The 17467-nt window shown below is 70.5% G+C and carries 17 protein-coding genes; 10 read left to right on the plus strand and 7 right to left on the minus strand.

Translation table 11 applies throughout. The annotated features are described in order from the left end of the window. Positions 1-26 precede the first annotated feature (26 nt). Positions 27-1277: an extracellular solute-binding protein gene (locus tag ACZ7CD_RS18915; RefSeq protein ID WP_470379364.1), complete on the minus strand. Its 1251-nt coding sequence runs from the start codon at positions 1275-1277 to the stop codon at positions 27-29. 180 nt (positions 1278-1457) lie between these two features. Here ACZ7CD_RS18915 and ACZ7CD_RS18920 point away from each other — a divergent pair, with 180 nt between their 5' ends. Continuing rightward, positions 1458-2162: a GntR family transcriptional regulator gene (locus tag ACZ7CD_RS18920; RefSeq protein ID WP_360389679.1), complete on the plus strand. Its 705-nt coding sequence runs from the start codon at positions 1458-1460 to the stop codon at positions 2160-2162. Positions 2163-2190: 28 nt separating this feature from the next. Here ACZ7CD_RS18920 and ACZ7CD_RS18925 read toward each other — a convergent pair whose 3' ends face one another. Both ACZ7CD_RS18925 and ACZ7CD_RS18930 read right to left on the minus strand, forming a co-directional pair. Next, on the minus strand, positions 2191-2931 hold the full coding sequence (locus ACZ7CD_RS18925; RefSeq protein ID WP_458431721.1) for a class I SAM-dependent DNA methyltransferase: 741 nt from the start codon (positions 2929-2931) through the stop codon (positions 2191-2193). 54 nt (positions 2932-2985) lie between these two features. Beyond that, the gene (locus tag ACZ7CD_RS18930) at positions 2986-3765 is read right to left on the minus strand and encodes a bestrophin-like domain (RefSeq protein WP_458431720.1); all 780 of its coding nucleotides are present in this window, start codon (positions 3763-3765) and stop codon (positions 2986-2988) included. 297 nt (positions 3766-4062) lie between these two features. Between ACZ7CD_RS18930 and ACZ7CD_RS18935 the strand changes: the two genes are divergently transcribed. Beyond that, positions 4063-6207, plus strand: coding sequence for a hypothetical protein (locus tag ACZ7CD_RS18935; protein ID WP_470379365.1), 2145 nt, complete (start codon positions 4063-4065; stop codon positions 6205-6207). 31 nt (positions 6208-6238) lie between these two features. Here the strand turns inward: ACZ7CD_RS18935 and ACZ7CD_RS18940 are convergent, their stop codons facing one another. Together ACZ7CD_RS18940 and ACZ7CD_RS18945 are read right to left on the minus strand one after the other, a co-directional pair. After that, positions 6239-7006: an amino acid ABC transporter ATP-binding protein gene (locus tag ACZ7CD_RS18940; protein ID WP_470379366.1), complete on the minus strand. Its 768-nt coding sequence runs from the start codon at positions 7004-7006 to the stop codon at positions 6239-6241. Continuing rightward, positions 7003-8469 (minus strand): ABC transporter substrate-binding protein/permease, encoded by a 1467-nt coding sequence (locus ACZ7CD_RS18945; RefSeq protein WP_458431717.1) that lies wholly within the window; start codon positions 8467-8469, stop codon positions 7003-7005. The genes ACZ7CD_RS18940 and ACZ7CD_RS18945 overlap by 4 nt, the downstream gene beginning before the upstream one ends. 37 nt (positions 8470-8506) lie before the next feature. Here ACZ7CD_RS18945 and ACZ7CD_RS18950 point away from each other — a divergent pair, with 37 nt between their 5' ends. Next, positions 8507-10045 (plus strand): PIN-like domain-containing protein, encoded by a 1539-nt coding sequence (locus tag ACZ7CD_RS18950; protein WP_470379367.1) that lies wholly within the window; start codon positions 8507-8509, stop codon positions 10043-10045. On the opposite strand, the gene ACZ7CD_RS18955 is transcribed toward ACZ7CD_RS18950, so the two are convergent. Next, complete coding sequence (locus tag ACZ7CD_RS18955) at positions 10017-10568, minus strand: CGNR zinc finger domain-containing protein (protein WP_470370370.1); 552 nt, start codon at positions 10566-10568, stop codon at positions 10017-10019. The genes ACZ7CD_RS18950 and ACZ7CD_RS18955 overlap by 29 nt on opposite strands. A 41-nt stretch (positions 10569-10609) precedes the next feature. Here ACZ7CD_RS18955 and ACZ7CD_RS18960 point away from each other — a divergent pair, with 41 nt between their 5' ends. From ACZ7CD_RS18960 to ACZ7CD_RS18985, 6 genes are all read left to right on the plus strand, one after another. Further along, positions 10610-11272 carry an AzlC family ABC transporter permease gene (locus ACZ7CD_RS18960; protein ID WP_360389702.1) on the plus strand — a complete coding sequence of 221 codons (663 nt, stop codon included), beginning with the start codon at positions 10610-10612 and terminating at the stop codon, positions 11270-11272. Continuing rightward, positions 11269-11577: an AzlD domain-containing protein gene (locus ACZ7CD_RS18965; protein WP_360389705.1), complete on the plus strand. Its 309-nt coding sequence runs from the start codon at positions 11269-11271 to the stop codon at positions 11575-11577. Before ACZ7CD_RS18960 ends, ACZ7CD_RS18965 begins: the two co-directional genes overlap by 4 nt. Positions 11578-11727: 150 nt before the next feature. Beyond that, positions 11728-13470 carry a non-ribosomal peptide synthetase gene (locus ACZ7CD_RS18970; protein ID WP_470370369.1) on the plus strand — a complete coding sequence of 581 codons (1743 nt, stop codon included), beginning with the start codon at positions 11728-11730 and terminating at the stop codon, positions 13468-13470. Next, positions 13467-14681 (plus strand): cytochrome P450, encoded by a 1215-nt coding sequence (locus ACZ7CD_RS18975; protein WP_470370368.1) that lies wholly within the window; start codon positions 13467-13469, stop codon positions 14679-14681. Before ACZ7CD_RS18970 ends, ACZ7CD_RS18975 begins: the two co-directional genes overlap by 4 nt. Next, positions 14678-15403 carry a thioesterase II family protein gene (locus tag ACZ7CD_RS18980; RefSeq protein WP_360389713.1) on the plus strand — a complete coding sequence of 242 codons (726 nt, stop codon included), beginning with the start codon at positions 14678-14680 and terminating at the stop codon, positions 15401-15403. Before ACZ7CD_RS18975 ends, ACZ7CD_RS18980 begins: the two co-directional genes overlap by 4 nt. Before the next feature lie 14 nt (positions 15404-15417). Beyond that, positions 15418-15585 carry an MbtH family protein gene (locus ACZ7CD_RS18985; RefSeq protein ID WP_063798670.1) on the plus strand — a complete coding sequence of 56 codons (168 nt, stop codon included), beginning with the start codon at positions 15418-15420 and terminating at the stop codon, positions 15583-15585. Positions 15586-15591: 6 nt separating this feature from the next. Here ACZ7CD_RS18985 and ACZ7CD_RS18990 read toward each other — a convergent pair whose 3' ends face one another. Then, positions 15592-16617, minus strand: a complete 1026-nt coding sequence (locus tag ACZ7CD_RS18990; protein ID WP_470379368.1) for a PucR family transcriptional regulator — start codon at positions 16615-16617, stop codon at positions 15592-15594. Between the two features lie 340 nt (positions 16618-16957). On the opposite strand from ACZ7CD_RS18990, the gene ACZ7CD_RS18995 reads away from it, so the two are divergent. Then, complete coding sequence (locus ACZ7CD_RS18995; RefSeq protein ID WP_470379369.1) at positions 16958-17440, plus strand: GtrA family protein; 483 nt, start codon at positions 16958-16960, stop codon at positions 17438-17440. The last annotated feature ends 27 nt before the right edge of the window (positions 17441-17467 follow it).

Below are 17467 nucleotides of genomic sequence, written 5' to 3' on the forward strand. Positions count from 1 at the left end.
CGGCCGCTCCACCACGAGCGTCGCCACTACTTGCCCGAGTTGAGGGCTTGGGTGATCACCGCGTCGGCCCGCGCCGCGGCGGTGGCCGGGTCGGTGCCGGTCAGCACGGCGGTCTGGAACTCCTTGATCGGGTTGCGCGCCTCGACGGCGGCCCAGTTCGGCGAGTTCGGGGTGGCGTGCCCGTTGGCCGCGCCCTTGGCCATGGCGGTCGTGCCGGGGTCGTCACCGATCTTCGTGGCGAGCGACCTGCGGTTCGGCACGTAGTTCATCGTCTTGGCGAGCTCGACCTGCCACTGCTCGCCCGCGAGCGCCTTGACGACCTCGTAGGCACCGCTCTGCCGGCTCGACGCGAGCGGGATGATCAGGTCGGAGCCGCCGGTGAACACCGCGCCCGGCCGGTCGGCGGTCTTGCCGGGGACCGGGAAGAAGCCGAGCTGGTCGGCGAGCGCCGGGTTGGCCTTGGCGACGAGCTTCGCCGAGCCGGGCGCCGCGATGTACTGGGCGACCTTGCCGGTGGCGACGACGTCGGTCTGCTGCGGCTTGGCTTCGTCGGAGTCCCTGGGACCGTCGCCGAGTGCTTGGAGCTGCTTGTAGAAGTCCATGCCCGCCAACGCCTGCGGGGTGTTGAGCGCGCCCTTCCAGCTGCCGCCCGACTCCTGCGCGAGGTCGCCGCCCTCGTCCCAGACGAAGCCGGCGAGGGTGTACCAGTTCTGGCCGGGCAGGTAGATGCCCTGCTGGTCGCCCTGGTCGCCCTGGTCGAGCTTGCGCGTGGTCTCCAGCCACTCCGCGCGGGTCGTGGGCGGCGTGACGTTCGCGGCGGCGAAGAGGTCCTTGCGGTAGATCACCACCCGGTTGGCCGCGTAGAACGGGACGCCGAACTGCTTGCCGTCCACCGCGCCGGGTTCGGCGAGACCCGGGACCCAGTCGTCACCACCCAGCTCGGCCTTCTTGTCGCTCAGGTCGGTGACGCCCTTGCTGGCCACGTACTGCGCGACCTGGGTGTTGCCGACCTCGATCACGTCGGGCGGGTCGGTGCTGGCCAGCGCGCTGGTCACCTTCTGCGTGATGCCGTTCCACTCCTGGATCTGGACCTTGACGTCGAACCCGGTGTGCTCGCGTTCGAACTCGGTCTCGAACCGCTGCACGAACTCGTCGGTCGCGGTGTCCCTCATCAGCCAGACGGTGATCTCCTCCCTGCCCCCACCTCCCCCGCCGGAGGTTCCGCAGGCGGACAGCGCGAGAGCCAGCACGAGCAGGGCGGCAGAGCGACGCGGCACGGCTCACCTCTCCGGAGTGATGTGACCAATTGGTCAGGTCCGATGGGTGAGGTAGAAAGTGGCATAGACCACTTCGCACGTCAATAGCCTGGTTAGACGCGTGAGAGCGCTCTCGATCTTCGACGGACCAGGTACTTACCAGTGGTATGCAATACTGGCCGCCCAGCCAGCGGAGGTGCCATGGGAGAGCCGATCCTCAAGCGCGAGCGGGTCCGCGACCACCTGCTGGAGCTCATCGAGACGCACCCGACCGGCGCCCCGATCCCGGCCGAACGCGTGCTGTGCCAGCAGCTCTCGGTGTCGCGGCCGACGGTCCGCAGCGCCGTCGAGGAGCTCGTCAACCTCGGCCTGCTGGTCCGCCAGCACGGCCGCGGCACGTTCGTGGCCCGCGCCAAGATCACCCAGGAGCTGGTGTCCGACTCGCACGCCATGACCGCGCCCGCCGCCTCCGGCACGTGGTCGAGCCGCGTGCTGGAGCACGCCAAGATCCCCGCCGGCGCCCGCGTCGGCCGCCGGCTGCACGTCTCCCCGGCCGCCGAGATCCACTACATCGCCCGGCTGCGGCTGGTCGACGGCGAGCCCATGGCGATCGAGCACCTGCACGTGCCGGTCGCGGTCGCACCGGGCCTGACGTTGCACGACATGGAGTCCGGTGACTTCTACGAACGGCTGCGCGAGCACGACGTGCACGTGACCGAGGCCGTGCAGTCGATCGAGCCGACCGTCACGAACGACACCGAGGCCGCGCTGCTGGCCGTGCCGGTGCTGGCGCCCGCGCTGCTGTTCGAACGCCTGACGACGGACGCCCAGAGCCGGAACGTCGAGTACGTGCACTCGATCTACCGGGGCGACCGGTACCGGATCGTGTCGCGCCTGACGTTCTGAGCACCCCCGGGAGGGTGCTGCCGCGGTCTCAGACCGGCTTGCGCCACACGGAGATGTGCTTCGCGGAGTCCTGGGTGAACGGGGTCCCGTCCCAGTCCGCGACCCGGCGTTCCAGCTCGAGCCCGGCGATCCGGGCCATCAGGTCGAGCTCCGCCGGCCAGGCGTACCGGTGCCGGGAGCTGCCGCGGCGGTAGCGGCCGTCGTCGCCGTCGCGGGTGAGGTGGTGCGAGACGAGGACCTGCTCGACCAGGTCGAAGGTGTCGAAGCCGAGGTGCTGCTCGGAGACGTCGAACGGCACCGCGACCTGACCGGGCGGCAGGAAGCGCAGCGGCGGCACCCCCAGCTCGATGACGAACCGGCCGCCGGGCCCCAGGTGCCGTGCGGCGTTGCGGAAGCACTCGACCTGCTCGTCCTGGGTGAGCAGGTTCGTGATGGTGTTGTAGACCAGGTAGACCAGGCTGAACTCACCGGGGACGACGGTGGTGGCCATGTCCCCGATGACCACCGGGAGCACGTCCTCGTCGACCTTGCGCCGCAGCACCGCCGCCATGTGCTCGGACAGTTCGATGCCCACCACCGGCACGCCGCGTTCCCGCAGCGGAACGCCCACCCGCCCGGTGCCGATGGCGAACTCCAGTGCCCGGCCGTCTCCCGCGAGGCCGGCGAGGAAGGCGAGCGCCGGCCCGAGGACGGCAGCCGAGAACGCTTCGGTCTCCTCGGCGTCGTAGCGGTCGGCGGTGGCCCGGCTCCACAGTTCGCTGCTCGTCACGGGCAACCACTCTGCCGAGCACCGTGGGCGCTGTCGACGCATTTACGCCGGTGCTCAGGGGTTCTTGTCGGCCGGGATCTTGTCCAGCTCTTCGAAGACGCTCACGAACGCGTCCGGTCCGACCTGCAGCCACCCCTTGTACGGGTGCGACATGCCGACGCACACCGCGCACACCGCGGCGAGGACACCCGCGGTGATCGCGATCTGCACGACGTGCCGTGCCCGCGCCGTGAAACCCATGAGCAGCGGGAACACGATCATGGCGACGGCACCGACCAGGGTGGCGGCGAGCATGATCTGTCCGGTCGTGCTCAGGCCCTGGGCGGCGTCGACCCGTTCGCGGCGCTGGTCGCGGATGTCGCGGACGCGTTCGACCATCCTGTCCCTGGCGCTCTTCACCTGCTCCGGCGTCGCGGGGAGGCTGACGACCTCCAGGTGCAGCGCGTCGAGCACGCGGTCGGTGCGCTCGTCGGTGGCTCCCTCGGCCAGCCGCGGCCACTCGTTGTCCACAACGGACTTGGCGTAGTCGCGCAGCAGCGTGCGGACGCGGTCGCGCTGCGGCTGCGGGAGAACCGCGGTCTGCCAGTAGGAGTCGGCGATGGCGGCGGCCTCCGCGGACGAGGTGTCCTCGACCGACGAGGCGTCCTCCCACACGATCACCGTGTAGAAGGCGAGCGCGACGATGAAGAGCCCGCTCAGCACCGCGCCGAGGAAGCCGCGCGAGTCGGCGTCGCGGTCGTCGGCCTGCTCGTGGTCCCTCGACCGTCCGACCAGGACGGTCACGACCACGGTGACCACCACCGCCACGCCGGTGATGGCGAGGATCATCAGCATGCGGCCGGGTCCTTCGCTGTCGGGAGTGCGGTGTCCATCATGGGCACAGTCCGGTGGCGGCCCGCCAGGACGGGGCCCGCGAATCACGCTTTGCGGTGGTGGTTGCGACCCGGTCGAGTGGTGGGAGCCGGTTTGGGTGCCTTCCGGGGTCAACCGTCCGGGTGACGGCACGCGGTTGTCCACCCGAACCAGGGAACCGAGGCCGTTCAGTCCTCTACGGACGGTGAGGTTCGCGGTGCTCGCGTTCCCGGCGGATGTGCCATCCTGGCCCGCGCCCGTCCGGTGAGGAGTGGTCGCGTGCGCGTTGTCGTCGTCCTGTCCGCAATCGGGGTGTTCCTCGCCCTGTTCGCGCCGGCGCCGCCCTCCAGAGCGGCGGAGACCTGGCACACGCAGTTCGACGCGGCGGTCTACGGCGACATGGCGGTCGTCGGCAACGCGGTGGTGACGTGCCCGACGCCCGAGCAGGCGGGGCCGCACCCCAGGTACCCGCCGCAGGCCTGCGTGGACGCGCAGCGCCGGGTCGGCCAGGGCCGCGGCGCCCTCAACAACAACCACCGGATGGTGTGGGCCGACGTCGACGCCGACCCGGCCACGTTCAACTCCTCGCGTGCCCGCGTGACGATCCCGGACGGCGCCGAGGTCGCCTACGCCAAGCTCGGCTGGGCGGGCAACGCCCGCTGCCTGAACGGCGAGGCGCCGCCCGGTGACCCGCGCACCCAGCCGGTCACCCTGGTGGTGAACGGGACCTCGGGCGTGGTCGACCGGTTCACCGCGGTGGTCGACGACCCCGGCTCGATCGGGCACACCGACAACCGGTTCTACAGCGCGGAGGCCGACGTGACGGCCCGCTTCGCCGCCGTCCACGGCAGCGCCGAGATCACCGCCGGCAACATCTGGACACCGCAGGGCCCCGACTGCTTCGGCGGCTGGTCGGTGACGGTCGTGTGGCGCTTCGCCACCGCTGTCCCCGCGGCTCCGGCGCAGCGCCGGGTCGTGGTGCACGGCGGTCACGTCCGCCTCACCACCGCCGTGAACACCATCCGCACCCAGGTCTCCCCCACCCGCGCGGCCGGTGGCGTGACCCGGTTCGGCGTCGTCGGCTACGAGGGCGACTGGGGCACCGGCGGCGACCGCCTGCTGGTCAACGGCTCCGCGCTGGGCGACCGCGACAACTTCTTCGTCTCGGCGGCGGACGGCGCGGTGGCACCGGCCGCGCTGAACAACATGAGCGTCGACGCGCGCACCCTGTCCGTGTCGAGCGAGCAGCTCCCACCGGGTGCGCGCACCGCCGAGCTGACCCTCGCCCGCGACGAGGACGCGTTCCTGGTGCAGAGCCTGGCGTGGTCGTTCCCGCTGCCGGCCCTGACCGTGACCGTCACCCCCGGCGCACTGGCCGCGTACCCCGGCGGCGAGGTCAGCCGGACCGCCGTGGTGACCAACGCCGGTGACGCGCCCGCCGCGGCGGTCGTGGTGTGCGGTCAGGACGCGGGAGAGCTGGCACCGCACGCCTCGGTGTCGCGGACCTGCGTGTCGAAGGCCGGGCAGGACGACTTCACCGCGGTCACCGACGTGTCCGGCCGGTCGCTCGCCGGCGACCCGCTGACCGCCCGCGCCACGACCCCGGTGGACGTGCTGCACCCGGCGCTGAAGGCGTCGGCCACGGCATCACCCTCGACGGTGTTGCCCGGTGGGCAGCTGACGCTCACGACCGTCGTCACCAACACCGGTGACGCGGTGCTGTCCAGCGTCTCGGCACGGGCCTCCGCGGACTGCGGCACGGTCCCGCGGCTCGACCCCGGCGCTTCGTCCACCGTGGAGTGCACGGTCGTCGCGGGCGAGGAGAGCGGCAGCGCGGTGGTGACCGTGACGGCCGCGGACCAGCTGGGCGGCACGGTCCGCACCGAGGCGTCGGCGCAGTACACCGTGGTCTACCCGAGGCTGACCATCACCGCCGTCTGGTCCGCCGACAGCGCACGCGAGGGCGAACTGGTGACGATCACCGTGACCGTCGGCAACCCGTCGGCGATGCCCATCACCGACGTGCGCGTCACCGGCGAACCGGTGTCCTGTCGCCGGAACATCCCCGTCCTCGCACCCGGCGAACGCCTCACCTACACCTGCGTCGCCGCCGCACCGCTGAACACCCGGCTGCTCGTGTCCAGCGCCGCCACCGGGACGGCGATCAGCGCCTCGGCGGACGTGCGGGTCGCCTCCCTGTCCGAGCCCGTGCCGGCGCCGGTGGTCCAGCCGCCTGCGGTCCAGCCACCCGCGCCCCAGCCGCCGGTGGCCCAGCCGGCGCCCGCCGAGCCGGTCCCGGCCGCGCCGGAGCCGGTCGCGGACGTGCAGCCGATGCCGAAACCGGTGGTCGGCGGGGTGGCGGCGATCATCAGCGCGGTGGTGATGGCGATGGTGGCGAGCGTGCTGTCCGGGATCAGGCGCTGAGGTCCGCCGGCGCCGCCGTGCCGGTTGGACGTCAGCCCGGGTCGAGGACCCGTTTGAGGAACCGCCGCGTCCGCTCCTCCCGCGGGTCGCCGATGACCTGCGCGCTGGGCCCGTGCTCCACGATCAGCCCGCCGTCGAGGAACAGCACCTGGTCCGCGACGTGCTCGGCGAACCGGATCTCGTGCGTGACGACCACCAGCGTCCAGCCCTGCGCGGCCAGGTCCCTGATGACCGCGAGCACCTCCCCCACCAGCTCGGGGTCCAGTGCCGAGGTCGGTTCGTCGAACAGCACGACCCGCGGCTTGAGCGCCAGTGCCCGCGCGATGCCGACGCGTTGCTGCTGACCACCGGAGAGCTGGGACGGGTAGGCGTCCGCGCGGTCGGCGAGGCCGACCTGGTCCAGGAGCCGGCGAGCGTCGGCCACGGCCTCCTCGCGCGGGCGGCGCTGCGCGACGACGGGCCCCTCGATGATGTTCTCGAGGACCGTGCGGTGCGGGAACAGGTTGTGCGACTGGAACACCATGCCGCTCTGCGCGCGCAGCCGCTCCTTCTGCGCACGGCCGGCCTTACCCGCGGGCAGGGCGGCGAAGTCGACCTCCACGTCGTCGATGCCGACGACGCCGCGTTCCGGGGTCTCCAGCGCGTTGAGCGAACGCAGGACCGTCGTCTTGCCGGAGCCGGACGGTCCGATGAGGACGGTCGCGGTGCCCTGCTCCGCGGTGAGGTCGACACCGCGCAGCACCTGGTTGTCGCCGAAGGACTTCTCCAGGCCGTGCACTCGGATGCGGGGCTCGGTCATGCGATCACGTACCTGCTCAGTCGGGTTTCGAGACGTTTCTGGGCACCGGACAGGGCCACGCACACCACCCAGTAGTAGAGGCCGGCGAACGAGTACAGCACCAGGAACTCGTTGCTCTCCGCCGCGGCCAGCTGCGACTCGCGGAACAGCTCCGTCAACAGCACCACGGACCCCAGCGACGTGTCCTTCAGCAGCGACAGCAACGTGTTCGACAGCGGCGGCACCGCGGTCCGCGCCGCCTGCGGCAGGACGATGCGCCGCAACGTCTGCGGGTAGTCCAGCCCGATCGTCTGCGCCGCCTCGAACTGCCCCTTGGGCACCGCCAGGATCGCCGACCTGATCACCTCGGCCGCGTAGCCGGCGACGTTCAGGCTGAACGCGATCACCGCCGCGGTGAACGGCGGGAACTTCAGCCCCACCTGCGGCAGCCCGTAGAACACGATGAACAGCTGCAGCAGCAACGGCGTCCCGCGGATGACCGAGATGAACGCCCGCGCCAGCCCGCTCAGCACCCGGTAGCCGGAGATCCGGGCGAGCGCGACGAGCAGGGCGAGCGCGAGGCCGATCGCGAAGCTCAGCGCCGTCAACGGCACCGTGACCTTCACCAGCCCCACGAACATCGGCCACGCCGTGCTCCGGACGACCTCCCAGGTGCTGCGCGGCCCGCGGTTCTGGCTGAGGTCGGCCTCGCCGCCGTCGGGCACGGACACGTTGGCCCTGAAGTACTTCTGCGAGATCGTGCCGAGCGTGCCGTCGGCCTTCAACGCCTGGACCGCCTGGTTCGCCTGCGCCCTGAGCTGCTCGTCGGCCTTGCGGAAGGCGAGCACCTGCTCGCTGCCCGCGTCCCCGGCGTCGCCGGCGATCTCGATGTCACTGGACCCGGTCGACGCCAGGTAGTCGAGCACCGCGATGTTGTCGTTGACGATCGCGTCGACCCGCCCCTGCACGAGCAGCGCGGCGGCCTGCGCGAACCCCTCGACGGCCTCGACGTTCGCCCCGGCGTCCTTGGCGACCTTCGCCCAGTTGCTGGTGCTCGACTGCGCGGTCGTCCTGCCCTTGACGTCCGCGAGCGACTTGATCCGGTCGTCGCCCTTGCGGCGCACGACCACCCCGCGCGAGTACGTGTAGGTGTCGGACAACCCGTACCTGGCGTCCCGCTCGGCGTTGCGCGACACCTGGTTGGCGATGACGTCGATGCGGCCGGCGTCGAGCGCGGGGAAGATCGCGTCCCACTGCGTCTCCACGAACTCGACCCGCCACCCGGCCTTCGCCGCGACCGCCTCGACGACCTCGATGTCGTAGCCGGTGAGCTCCTGCGAGCCCGGGTCGTGGAAGGAGAACGGCGGATACGTCCCCTCGGTACCGACGCGGACCACGGTCTGCTCCTGGCTCGCGCTCGCCGGCGCGGCCCCGGTCGCCACCAGCAGGAGGAACAGCACCGCGCCCTTGAGCACGTGTCGCATGCACGGAGCGTAGAGGCCAATCGGGTGAGCCCGCTCGTTGATCCACTATGCGGGAAGCTCCGTTTCGGTACGCTTCCCGGCCGTGACGGGTGGGATCTTCAACGGTTTCGAGGACTACCGGACCGCTACCGAGGACGACTACCGTCGGACGCTGACCACCGGCATGGTCGTGTTCGATGCCAACGTGCTCTTGAACCTCTACCGCTTCAACAGCACCACGCGCGCCGACCTCATCAAGGTCATGCAGTCCCTCGGTGACAGCCTTTGGGTCCCGCACCAGGTCATGCGCGAGTTCTGGCGCAACCGCGAGTCCGTCATCGACCAGCTGGGTGAGACGCCCAAGGAGTCGCTCACCAGGTTGGACAAGGCCCGCCAGGACGCCGAGGAGGCGGTGCGGGCGTGGAGCAACCGGATCTACCTGCCGGAGGGCGAGCGGGACGGGCTGCTCACGCGGTTGAACGGCGCTTTCCAGGCGGTCCGGCACGCGATCAGCGAGCAGGCGGCGACCAACGCGCACCCGCACGACACGAACGCCGATTCGATCGTGTCGACGCTGGAACCGATCGTCGCGGGCCGGACAGGTGCCGCACTGCCTGTCGACGACCACGACGCCGCGGTGGCGGAGGCCGAACGCCGGATCGCGGCGAAGGAACCGCCGGGGTACCTGGACAAGGACAAGCCCGACGCGGAGGGACGGGCGGGCGACTACCTGGTCTGGAAACAGATCCTGGTGGAGGCTGCGCAACGACCCCGTGACGTGCTGCTGGTGACCAGTGACGGGAAGGACGACTGGTGGCGACGTGCCAAGGGGCAACTGCGCGGGCCGCGGTGGGAGTTGATGGCGGAGTTCCGGCGGTCGACTGGGCACCGACTGTTCATGATCACGGCGTCAGAGCTGATCAGACGGGCTGACTCGCTGACGGACGTGCACGTGAATCCGGAGTCGGCCGAAGAGATCGAACGCGTCGAGAACACCACCGCGGAGCTCATGCCACCGGAAGTGGTGAGAAGTCTGGTCGCCGACATCTATCGAAGGATCGCGGAGCAGCACGACTCGATGCTCGTTTCGTCGAACAAGCACCGTGTGATCAGCGAGTGGATCGAGGACCCGGCGATCGGCGGGCTGCTGTTGAACTACATGACCGCAGAGGACGCCTGGAAGTGGATCGACGCCAGGCGATCCGAGCACACCCTGCACGCGCTCTACGGGCGGGGGCCTTTCGCCGATCTGGTCCCAGTCCGCTATCAGACGATCGACGACATAGTCACTACCGCTTGCGGACCAGGCTGGTACCCGGAGCCCGGCACAACGCGCGGTGACATATCAGGGCACTGCGTCGCCACCAATGGCACGAGCACCCGATACGTGTGTTGGGGTGATGAGGGTGACTTCAACACCCTGCTGGACGCAGTGGCGCGTGAGGGCAACATGCCGCACGGCAAGCCTGCGATGGTGATCGTCGACTTCGGACGGCTCTCCGATCCCGCTTACTACTCGTCAGTGGCCCATAAAGCCGGAGTCGACTTCACCCACATCAAGCTGGAGCTCAGGCCGAACCCCGACTACGCGGGCTGACGCCCTTCCGCGCCCGGTGAGCCTTCACGTGCACCCGGTTCCCGCACACCGCCGGACTGCAGAACACCCGCGACTGGTTCCGCGACAGGTCCACGAACACCGCGTGGCAGTCCGGCCCCGCACACCGGTGCAACCGCGACACCCCGCCCTGCTCGACCACGGCCAGCAACGCGAACGCCGCCTGCCCGGCAACCCAGGCCGGCAACGCCACGGCCCCCGTCAGGTGCAGGTGCCACGACAGCCCGTCGTGCTCCACCAGCTCCGGCACCAGCCCCGACGACGCCACCAGCTCGTTCGCCGCGGCCACCGAGTGCGCCTCGAACACCGCCCGCAGCGGCGACCGCAGCGACCGGACAGCCACAACGTCCGCAGGAGAAGCGTCAGCGCCGGTCCAGCCGCGAGCACGCGCGAGAGAAGTCAAAACAGCAGGTGAGAGGTCGTCCACGCCGACGCTGTGGCGGTAGGAGTTCACGACGTCCTCGGCCAGCGTCACCACCGGATCCGCGTAATCACCGAAGCGCATCTTGACCCCTTTCCCCGGCCATCCTAGCGTAAGTAGTCATTATGGCTGATGCTAATTACACGAGCGCGCGGACGATCAGACTGCAGGCCATCGCGCCGGTGGCCACGGCCGCGTTCCTGTTCGGGATCTCCTTCGGCGCCGTGGCGACGACGGCCGGGTTCGGCATCGAGTCCGCGCTGGTCATGTCGGCGACGACGTTCGGCGGTGCGGCGCAGGTCGGGAGCGCGGCGGTGCTCGCGGCGGGGGGTGGGGCGCTCAGCGCCATCCTCGCGGGTGTCCTGCTCAACCTGCGGTACCTGCCGATGGGCGTCACGGCGTCCACGGCCTACCGGGGCCCCTGGTACTCGCGGGCCGCGCAGGCGCAGCTCCTCGGCGACGAGACGTGGGCGCTGAGCCGGACGCCCGACGGCGGGCACGACGCGCGGTTGCTGTTGCAGGCCGGTGCGACGGTCTTCGTCGTGTGGCTCGCGGGCACGGCGATCGGGGTCGTGGCGTTCAAGGACGTCAGCGTCGAGGCCTGGGGGCTCGACATGGTCAGTCCCGCGATCTTCTTCGCACTGCTGTGGAACCAGCTCGACTCACCGCGCACGCGCGTCGCCGCGCTCACGGCGGTCGCGGTGGCCCTGGTGCTCGTTCCGTTCACCCCGGCCGGCGTGCCGATCGCGGTCGCCAGCCTCGTCTGCCTGATGGGACTCGTCAAATGAGCGCGGTGTGGTGGGTCGTGGTCGTCCTGGGTGTGATCACCGTCGTGATCAAGGCGGCCGGGCCGGTCGCACTGGGCAACTGGACGCCCTCGGACAAGGCGAAACGGGTGCTGGCACTCGTGTCACCGGTCGTGCTGTCGGCGCTGATCGCCGTGCAGGTGTTCACGAGCGGGCAGCACTTCCAGCTCGACGAACGGGCCGCGGGACTGGGTGCCGCGCTGGTCGCCTTGCTGCTCAAGGCACCGCTGCTGGTCGTCGTGCTGGTCGCGGTCGCGGCGACGGCGGTGACGAGGGCGCTCGTCTGACCGTGCGGGAAACCGGGTGAACGCACAGAAACCCGGGTCGATCGTTGTGCGAACGTCCATGGTCCGCCACCGCGGGCCCCAATAGCGTCGAGAGGGTAGGACCAGCACCACCAGCTGTCCTGTTTGGACGAACAGGCTTGGAAGGATGCGATGGACTCCACCCTCACTCTCCCTGAGCTCTTCGCGGCCAGCCGCGCCCGCCACGGCGACCGGCCCGCGGTGAGCGACGACGACACCACCCTCACCTACGCCGAACTGGACGCGCGCTCGGACCTGCTGGCGGACGTGTTGGCCGGCAAAGGGGTCCAGGTCGGCGACAACGTCGGCATCCTGCTCGACAGGGGCGCGCTGGTCGTGGTCGCCATGCTGGCGGTCGCGAAGGCGGGCGGCGCGTACCTGTCGATCGACTCCAACTACCCGGCGCAGCGGCGGGACGTCATGCTGCGCGACGGCGGCGTGAAGCTCGTCATCACCCAGTCCGGCACCCGGCTCCCCGACGGCGTCGAGGCCGTCGAGTGGAGCATCGACCGGACCGGCGACGCGGAACCGGCCGGCACCCGGCTCATCCCCGAGGACGCGGCGTGCGTGCTGTACACGTCCGGGTCGACGGGCGAGCCGAAGGGGATCGTGTTCGAGCACCGCAACATCGCGGCGCTCGCGGTCAACCCCAGCCTGCCCAAGCTCACCCAGGACGACAAGGTCGGGCAGATCTCCAGCGTGTCCTTCGACGGCATCACGCTGGAGGTGTGGTCCGCGCTCGCGGTCGGCGCCGAGGTCGTCGTGCTGCCGCGGATGGGCTCGCTGCTGCCCACGGACCTGCAGCGGGAGCTCAAGCGCCGCAAGGTGTCCATGATGCTGGTGCCGGCGACCGTGCTGAACGAGGTCTGCCGGGTCGACCGCAACACGTTCGCCTCGCTCAAGCACCTGTGCAGCGGCGGCGACGTGATCCTGCCCGCGACCTGCCGGGCGATCCTGGGCGGCAAGTTCAAGGGCGACTTCTACAACCTCTACGGGCCCAGCGAGATCACGACGGCGGCGACGGCGTTCCGGATCACCGAGGTCCCCGACGACACCGGTTCCATCCCGATCGGCACCGCGATCGACGGCTACGAGACCTACGTGGTCGACGAGAACAGGCAGCCGGTCCAGCGCGGTGAGGCGGGCGAGCTGCTCGTCGGCGGCGTCGGCGTGGCCAGGGGCTACTTCGGGCCGCCGCGGCTGACCGCGGAGCGGTTCGTGCCCAACCCGTTCGGCGCCGCCGGCACCCGCGTCTACACGACCGGCGACCGGGTCAGGGAGAACGAGCAGGGGCAGCTGGAGTTCCTGGGCCGCCTCGACGGGCAGCACAAGATCCGCGGCCACCGGGTCGAGCCGGCCGAGGTGGAGCAGGGGATCTTCGCGCACCCGCAGGTGCGGCAGGCCGCCGTGCTGGTCGAGGAGTTCGACGGCGACCGCAGGCTGGCCGCGTTCGTGGTCCCGGCCAGCGACGACCTGTCCACGGTGGAGCTCAAGGAGTTCGTCACCGCCAAGCTCCCGCCGCACATGGTCCCGGCGTCGTTCACGGTGATCCAGCAGATGCCGCTGACGTCGAACGGCAAGCGCGACCGGGACGCACTGGCCGAGCTGCGCGGCAAGGCCGTGCAACGCCTCGCGCGCCGCGTCGAGCCGGAGACCGACACCGAGCGGTGGCTGGTCGCGTTGTGGGAACGCCTGCTCAACATCGAGGACGTGGGTGCGGAGGACGACTTCTTCGACCTGGGCGGCCACTCGCTGCTCGCGTTCCGCGCACGCAGCGCCATCTCGCGCGAGTACGGCATCAAGGTCGACGCCGGCGTCCTGTTCGAGCACAGCACCCTGCGCGGCCTGGCCCGCGTGATCGAGGAGGCCAAGTGACGACGACCCAGATCGACCTCGGCGGCACCGAGCTGTTCGCCGACGGTGACCCGATCGAGGCGTACAAGTGGTTGCGGCACAACGCACCCGTCTACTGGAACCCGACGGCCGACGGCGGTTTCTGGGCGCTGACGAAGTACGACGACGTGGCAGAGGCCTACCTGAACACCGAGGTCTACAGCTCGTCCAAGGGCACCATGCTCGGCGGCTCGTACCGCAGCCAGACCGACACGGCCAGCGGGCAGATGCTGATCGCCACCGACCCGCCGCGCCACCAGCACCTGCGCCGGTCCGTGCACAACGCGGGCTTCAACCCGTTGAAGATGGACAAGGCCCGCGAGGGCGTCACGGCGACGGTCAACGCAGCGCTGGACAAGATGATCGCGGACGGCGGTGGCGACTGGGCCACCGAGATCTCGCTGGCGCTGCCCACCGGCGTGCTGCTGGGCACGATGGAGCTGCCGCTGGACAAGGCGTCCATGCTGCAGCGCCTGACCCGCACCATGATCGGGTTTCGCGACAGCGAGTACCGCGGTGACGCGACCGCCGCGCAGACGCTGATCCGCGCGCAGGTCGACATCTTCGAGTTCTTCTACGACCTGATCGAGGAACGCAGGGAGAACCCGGGCGACGACCTCATCAGCCTGCTCACGCAGGCGGAGGTCAACGGCGAGCCGATGAGCGAGTCGGAGATCCTCTACAACTGCATGAACGTCGCGGTCGGCGGCAACGAGACCACCGCGCACACCTCGTCGTACAGCGTCATGACGTTCCTGGAGCACCCCGACGCCTACGAGCAGCTGCTCGCGCACCCGGAGCTGCTGCCGACGGCGATGGAGGAGCTGTTCCGCTGGACCGCGACGAACACGTACGTGCAGCGGCACATCACACGGGACATCGTGATCCGCGGCCAGGAGGTCAAGGAGGGCGACGCGGTCACGCTGTGGAACTCCTCGGCCAACCGCGACGAGGACGTCTTCCCCGACGGCGACGTCTTCGACATCACCCGCAACCCCAACAAGCACCTCACGTTCGGTCTCGGCCGGCACCACTGCATCGGCGCCGTGGTGGCCAGGCTGGAGATGGAGCTGCTGCTGGGCGAGATGGTCAAGCGGGGCCTGCGGTTCCGGCTCGCCGGCGAGGTCGAGAAGCTGCACTCCAACTTCGCCCTCGGCATCCGGCACCTCCCGCTCGAGGTCTGGGCGTCGTGACCTGGTTCCCGGAACCAGGAGACGGCGCGGTCCGGCTGATCTGCTTCCCGTACGCGGGCGGGTCGGCGTCGGTGTTCCGCGGCTGGGAACGGTCGGTGCCGCCGGGGGTCGAGGTGCTGGCGGCCCGGCTCCCCGGCCGCGCGGAACGGTGGCGTGAGGAGCCCTTCACGTCACTCGACCTGCTCGTGGACGCGCTGACCGAACCGGTGAAGGCGGTCGCGGACCGGCCGTTCGCGTTCTTCGGGCACAGCATGGGCGCGGTGCTCGCGTTCGAGCTGGCGCGGCGGATGCGGCGCGAGCTCGGGACGGAGCCGGTGCACGTGTTCGCGGCGAGCTGCAACCCGCCGCTGCCGGACGTGCCGATGCCGGTGCTGGGCACGCTGGACGAGCCGGCGCTGCGGGCGACGCTCGCCGACCTCGGGCTCGCGGAGGAGGTCATGGCCGACGAGGACCTGATGGAGATGCTGCTCCCGTTGGTGCGCGCCGACCTGCGCATCGCGGACGGCTACCTGGACCGCGACGGCGAGCCGCTCACGTGCCCGCTGACGGCGTTCCACGGCCGGCGGGACCCGATGGTCAGCGCCGAGGACATGGCGCAGTGGGCCGTCGGCACGACGGGTCCGTTCCTGCTGCGGCAGGTCCAGGGCGCGCACCTGTTCTCCGACGACGGGTGGCGCGACGTGCTGACGGCGGTGTCGGACGAGCTGGGTGTCTTGGTCTGAGAAGGGATTGCGCAATGGACACGACCGTTGTGGTGAACGCCGAGGAGCAGTACTCGGTGTGGCCTGCCACCGCCCAGCCGCCCGCCGGGTGGCGCGTGGTCGGTGAGCCGGGCACGCGGGCCGAGTGCCTCGCGCGCATCGACGAGCTGTGGACCGACATGCGGCCGCTGAGCCGCCGGTGACGCCCGTCAGGTGACAGCGCGCATCGCGAGCCAGAGGTTGACACGGGCCTCGACCGAGCTGAGGGAGAGGCCCGTGACGCGCTCGATCTGCTCCAGCCGGTAGCGCACGGTGTTGCGGTGCACGAACAACTCCTTGGCGGCCAGCTGCGGTGAGCCGCCGGTGGCGAGGAACACCTCCAGGGTCCGCATCAGCTGCCCGCCGTGGTCGGCGTCGAACGCGAGCAGCGGCTGGAGCACCTTGCGGGCCACCTCGCGCACGGGGAGGTCGGGGTTCGACATGAGCAGGCGCGGCATGTCGATCACCCGACCCTCGTGCACGCCCGGTCCCCTGCTGACGGCCTCCTGCGCCTCCAGGAACGCCCAGCGCAGCCCGTGCACACCGCGGTAGGGCCCGCCGACACCGACCGACGTGGCGCTCTTGGCCAGCAGCCGGGTGAGCTCGTGCGGTGACCGGTTCCCTTCCAGCACAACGGCTTCGTACGGTCCGACGCGGGCGACGACGACGTCGGTGAGGTCGTCGAGCTCGACCGGTGCGTCGGTCACCAGCAGCACGCTGTGCGTCGCGGCCGGGTCGACACCCGCCGCGGTGAGCCTGCGCGCCGCCTCGCTGGAGGAGATGGCGGACCGCACCAGGTCCTCGATCACCTGCCCGGTCAGCTCGCGCCGGCCGGCCCGCAGCGCCTGCACGCGGGCGAGCTCGAGCCGGACCAGTCCGGCGACGTGGCCCGCGAGGTCGTCGGCGAACGACGTGCGGCCGGTGGCGAACAACGCGTGCGGCACGTCGGCGTTGATGGGCAGCAGTTGTGCGCCGTCCGCGTCGTCGGGTGGCCACCGGAACCCCGGTGGCGAGCTCGCGATCACCTGGTCGGGAAGCCTGATGAGGGCACAGGGTTCGCCGGTCGCCCCGGTGAAGAGGGCCAGCAGACCGTCGATGCCCCGCTCCGCCAGGCAGTCGAACATCGCGCGCTGCACGTCGCGCAGCCGTTGTCCTGTCGTCAGGACAGGCGCACCTCCTTCGAGCAGCTCAACCATGGTTCCCATCATGCACATCCGGGTCCACTGCGGATAGCGGGCGCGGCGCCGCGGACCACGGCCGCTGATCGGTGGGACCGCTGTCGGTGCTGGTCAGGATCGTTGGAGCGCAAGGAAGAACGGGCGCGGACGGACCGAGGTCCTTGACAGCGCGCGATGTTCGCCTGCGGTGTGCCGTCGAACTCGACCGTGGTTGGGCCGACACAGCCGCGTTCTCATCATCGACAATGGACCTGGGGTCGCTCTCACGCGATCGGTCACGTGAAGATCGCCCGAACACCGGCTGAACACACCGGCGTTTCGCCGGTCTCCGCGCTCCCGGTCGTGGCACCGTCGTGCCATGACCGGCGGGCACACCCTGAACGACCAGCGCACCGACCCGGGACAGCGGTTCCACGCCTGGACGGCCGCGGTGGTCCGCCACCTGCCGTTCGGCCTGTCCCGGCTCGTCCCGCCCAGCCTCCTCGGGTTCGCGCTCATCAACGGCTGCACGTTCGGCGTCGACCTGCTGCTGCTCACCCTGTTCCGCTCCGGCCTGGGCTGGCCGGTACCGGTGGCGTTCACCGTCGCCTACGTCATCGCGTTCGGCCTGAGCTTCGTGCTCAACCGAGCGCTGAACTTCCGCTCGCACGCCCCGGTCGGCCCGCAGGCCGGTCTCTACGCGGTGGCGGTCCTCGTCAACTACCTGGCGTTCATCCTCGGCGCCGGCAGCGCGCTGACCGCTCTCGGCGTCCAGTACCACCTCTCCCGAATCGTCGCCGGGATCTGCGAAGCAGCGTTCATGTACAGCGCCATGCGGTGGCTCATCTTCCGCCCCCGCTAACCTCTCCCCCTTGCTGCCATGGCATCT

This window comes from Lentzea sp. NPDC036949 (genome assembly GCF_055608075.1).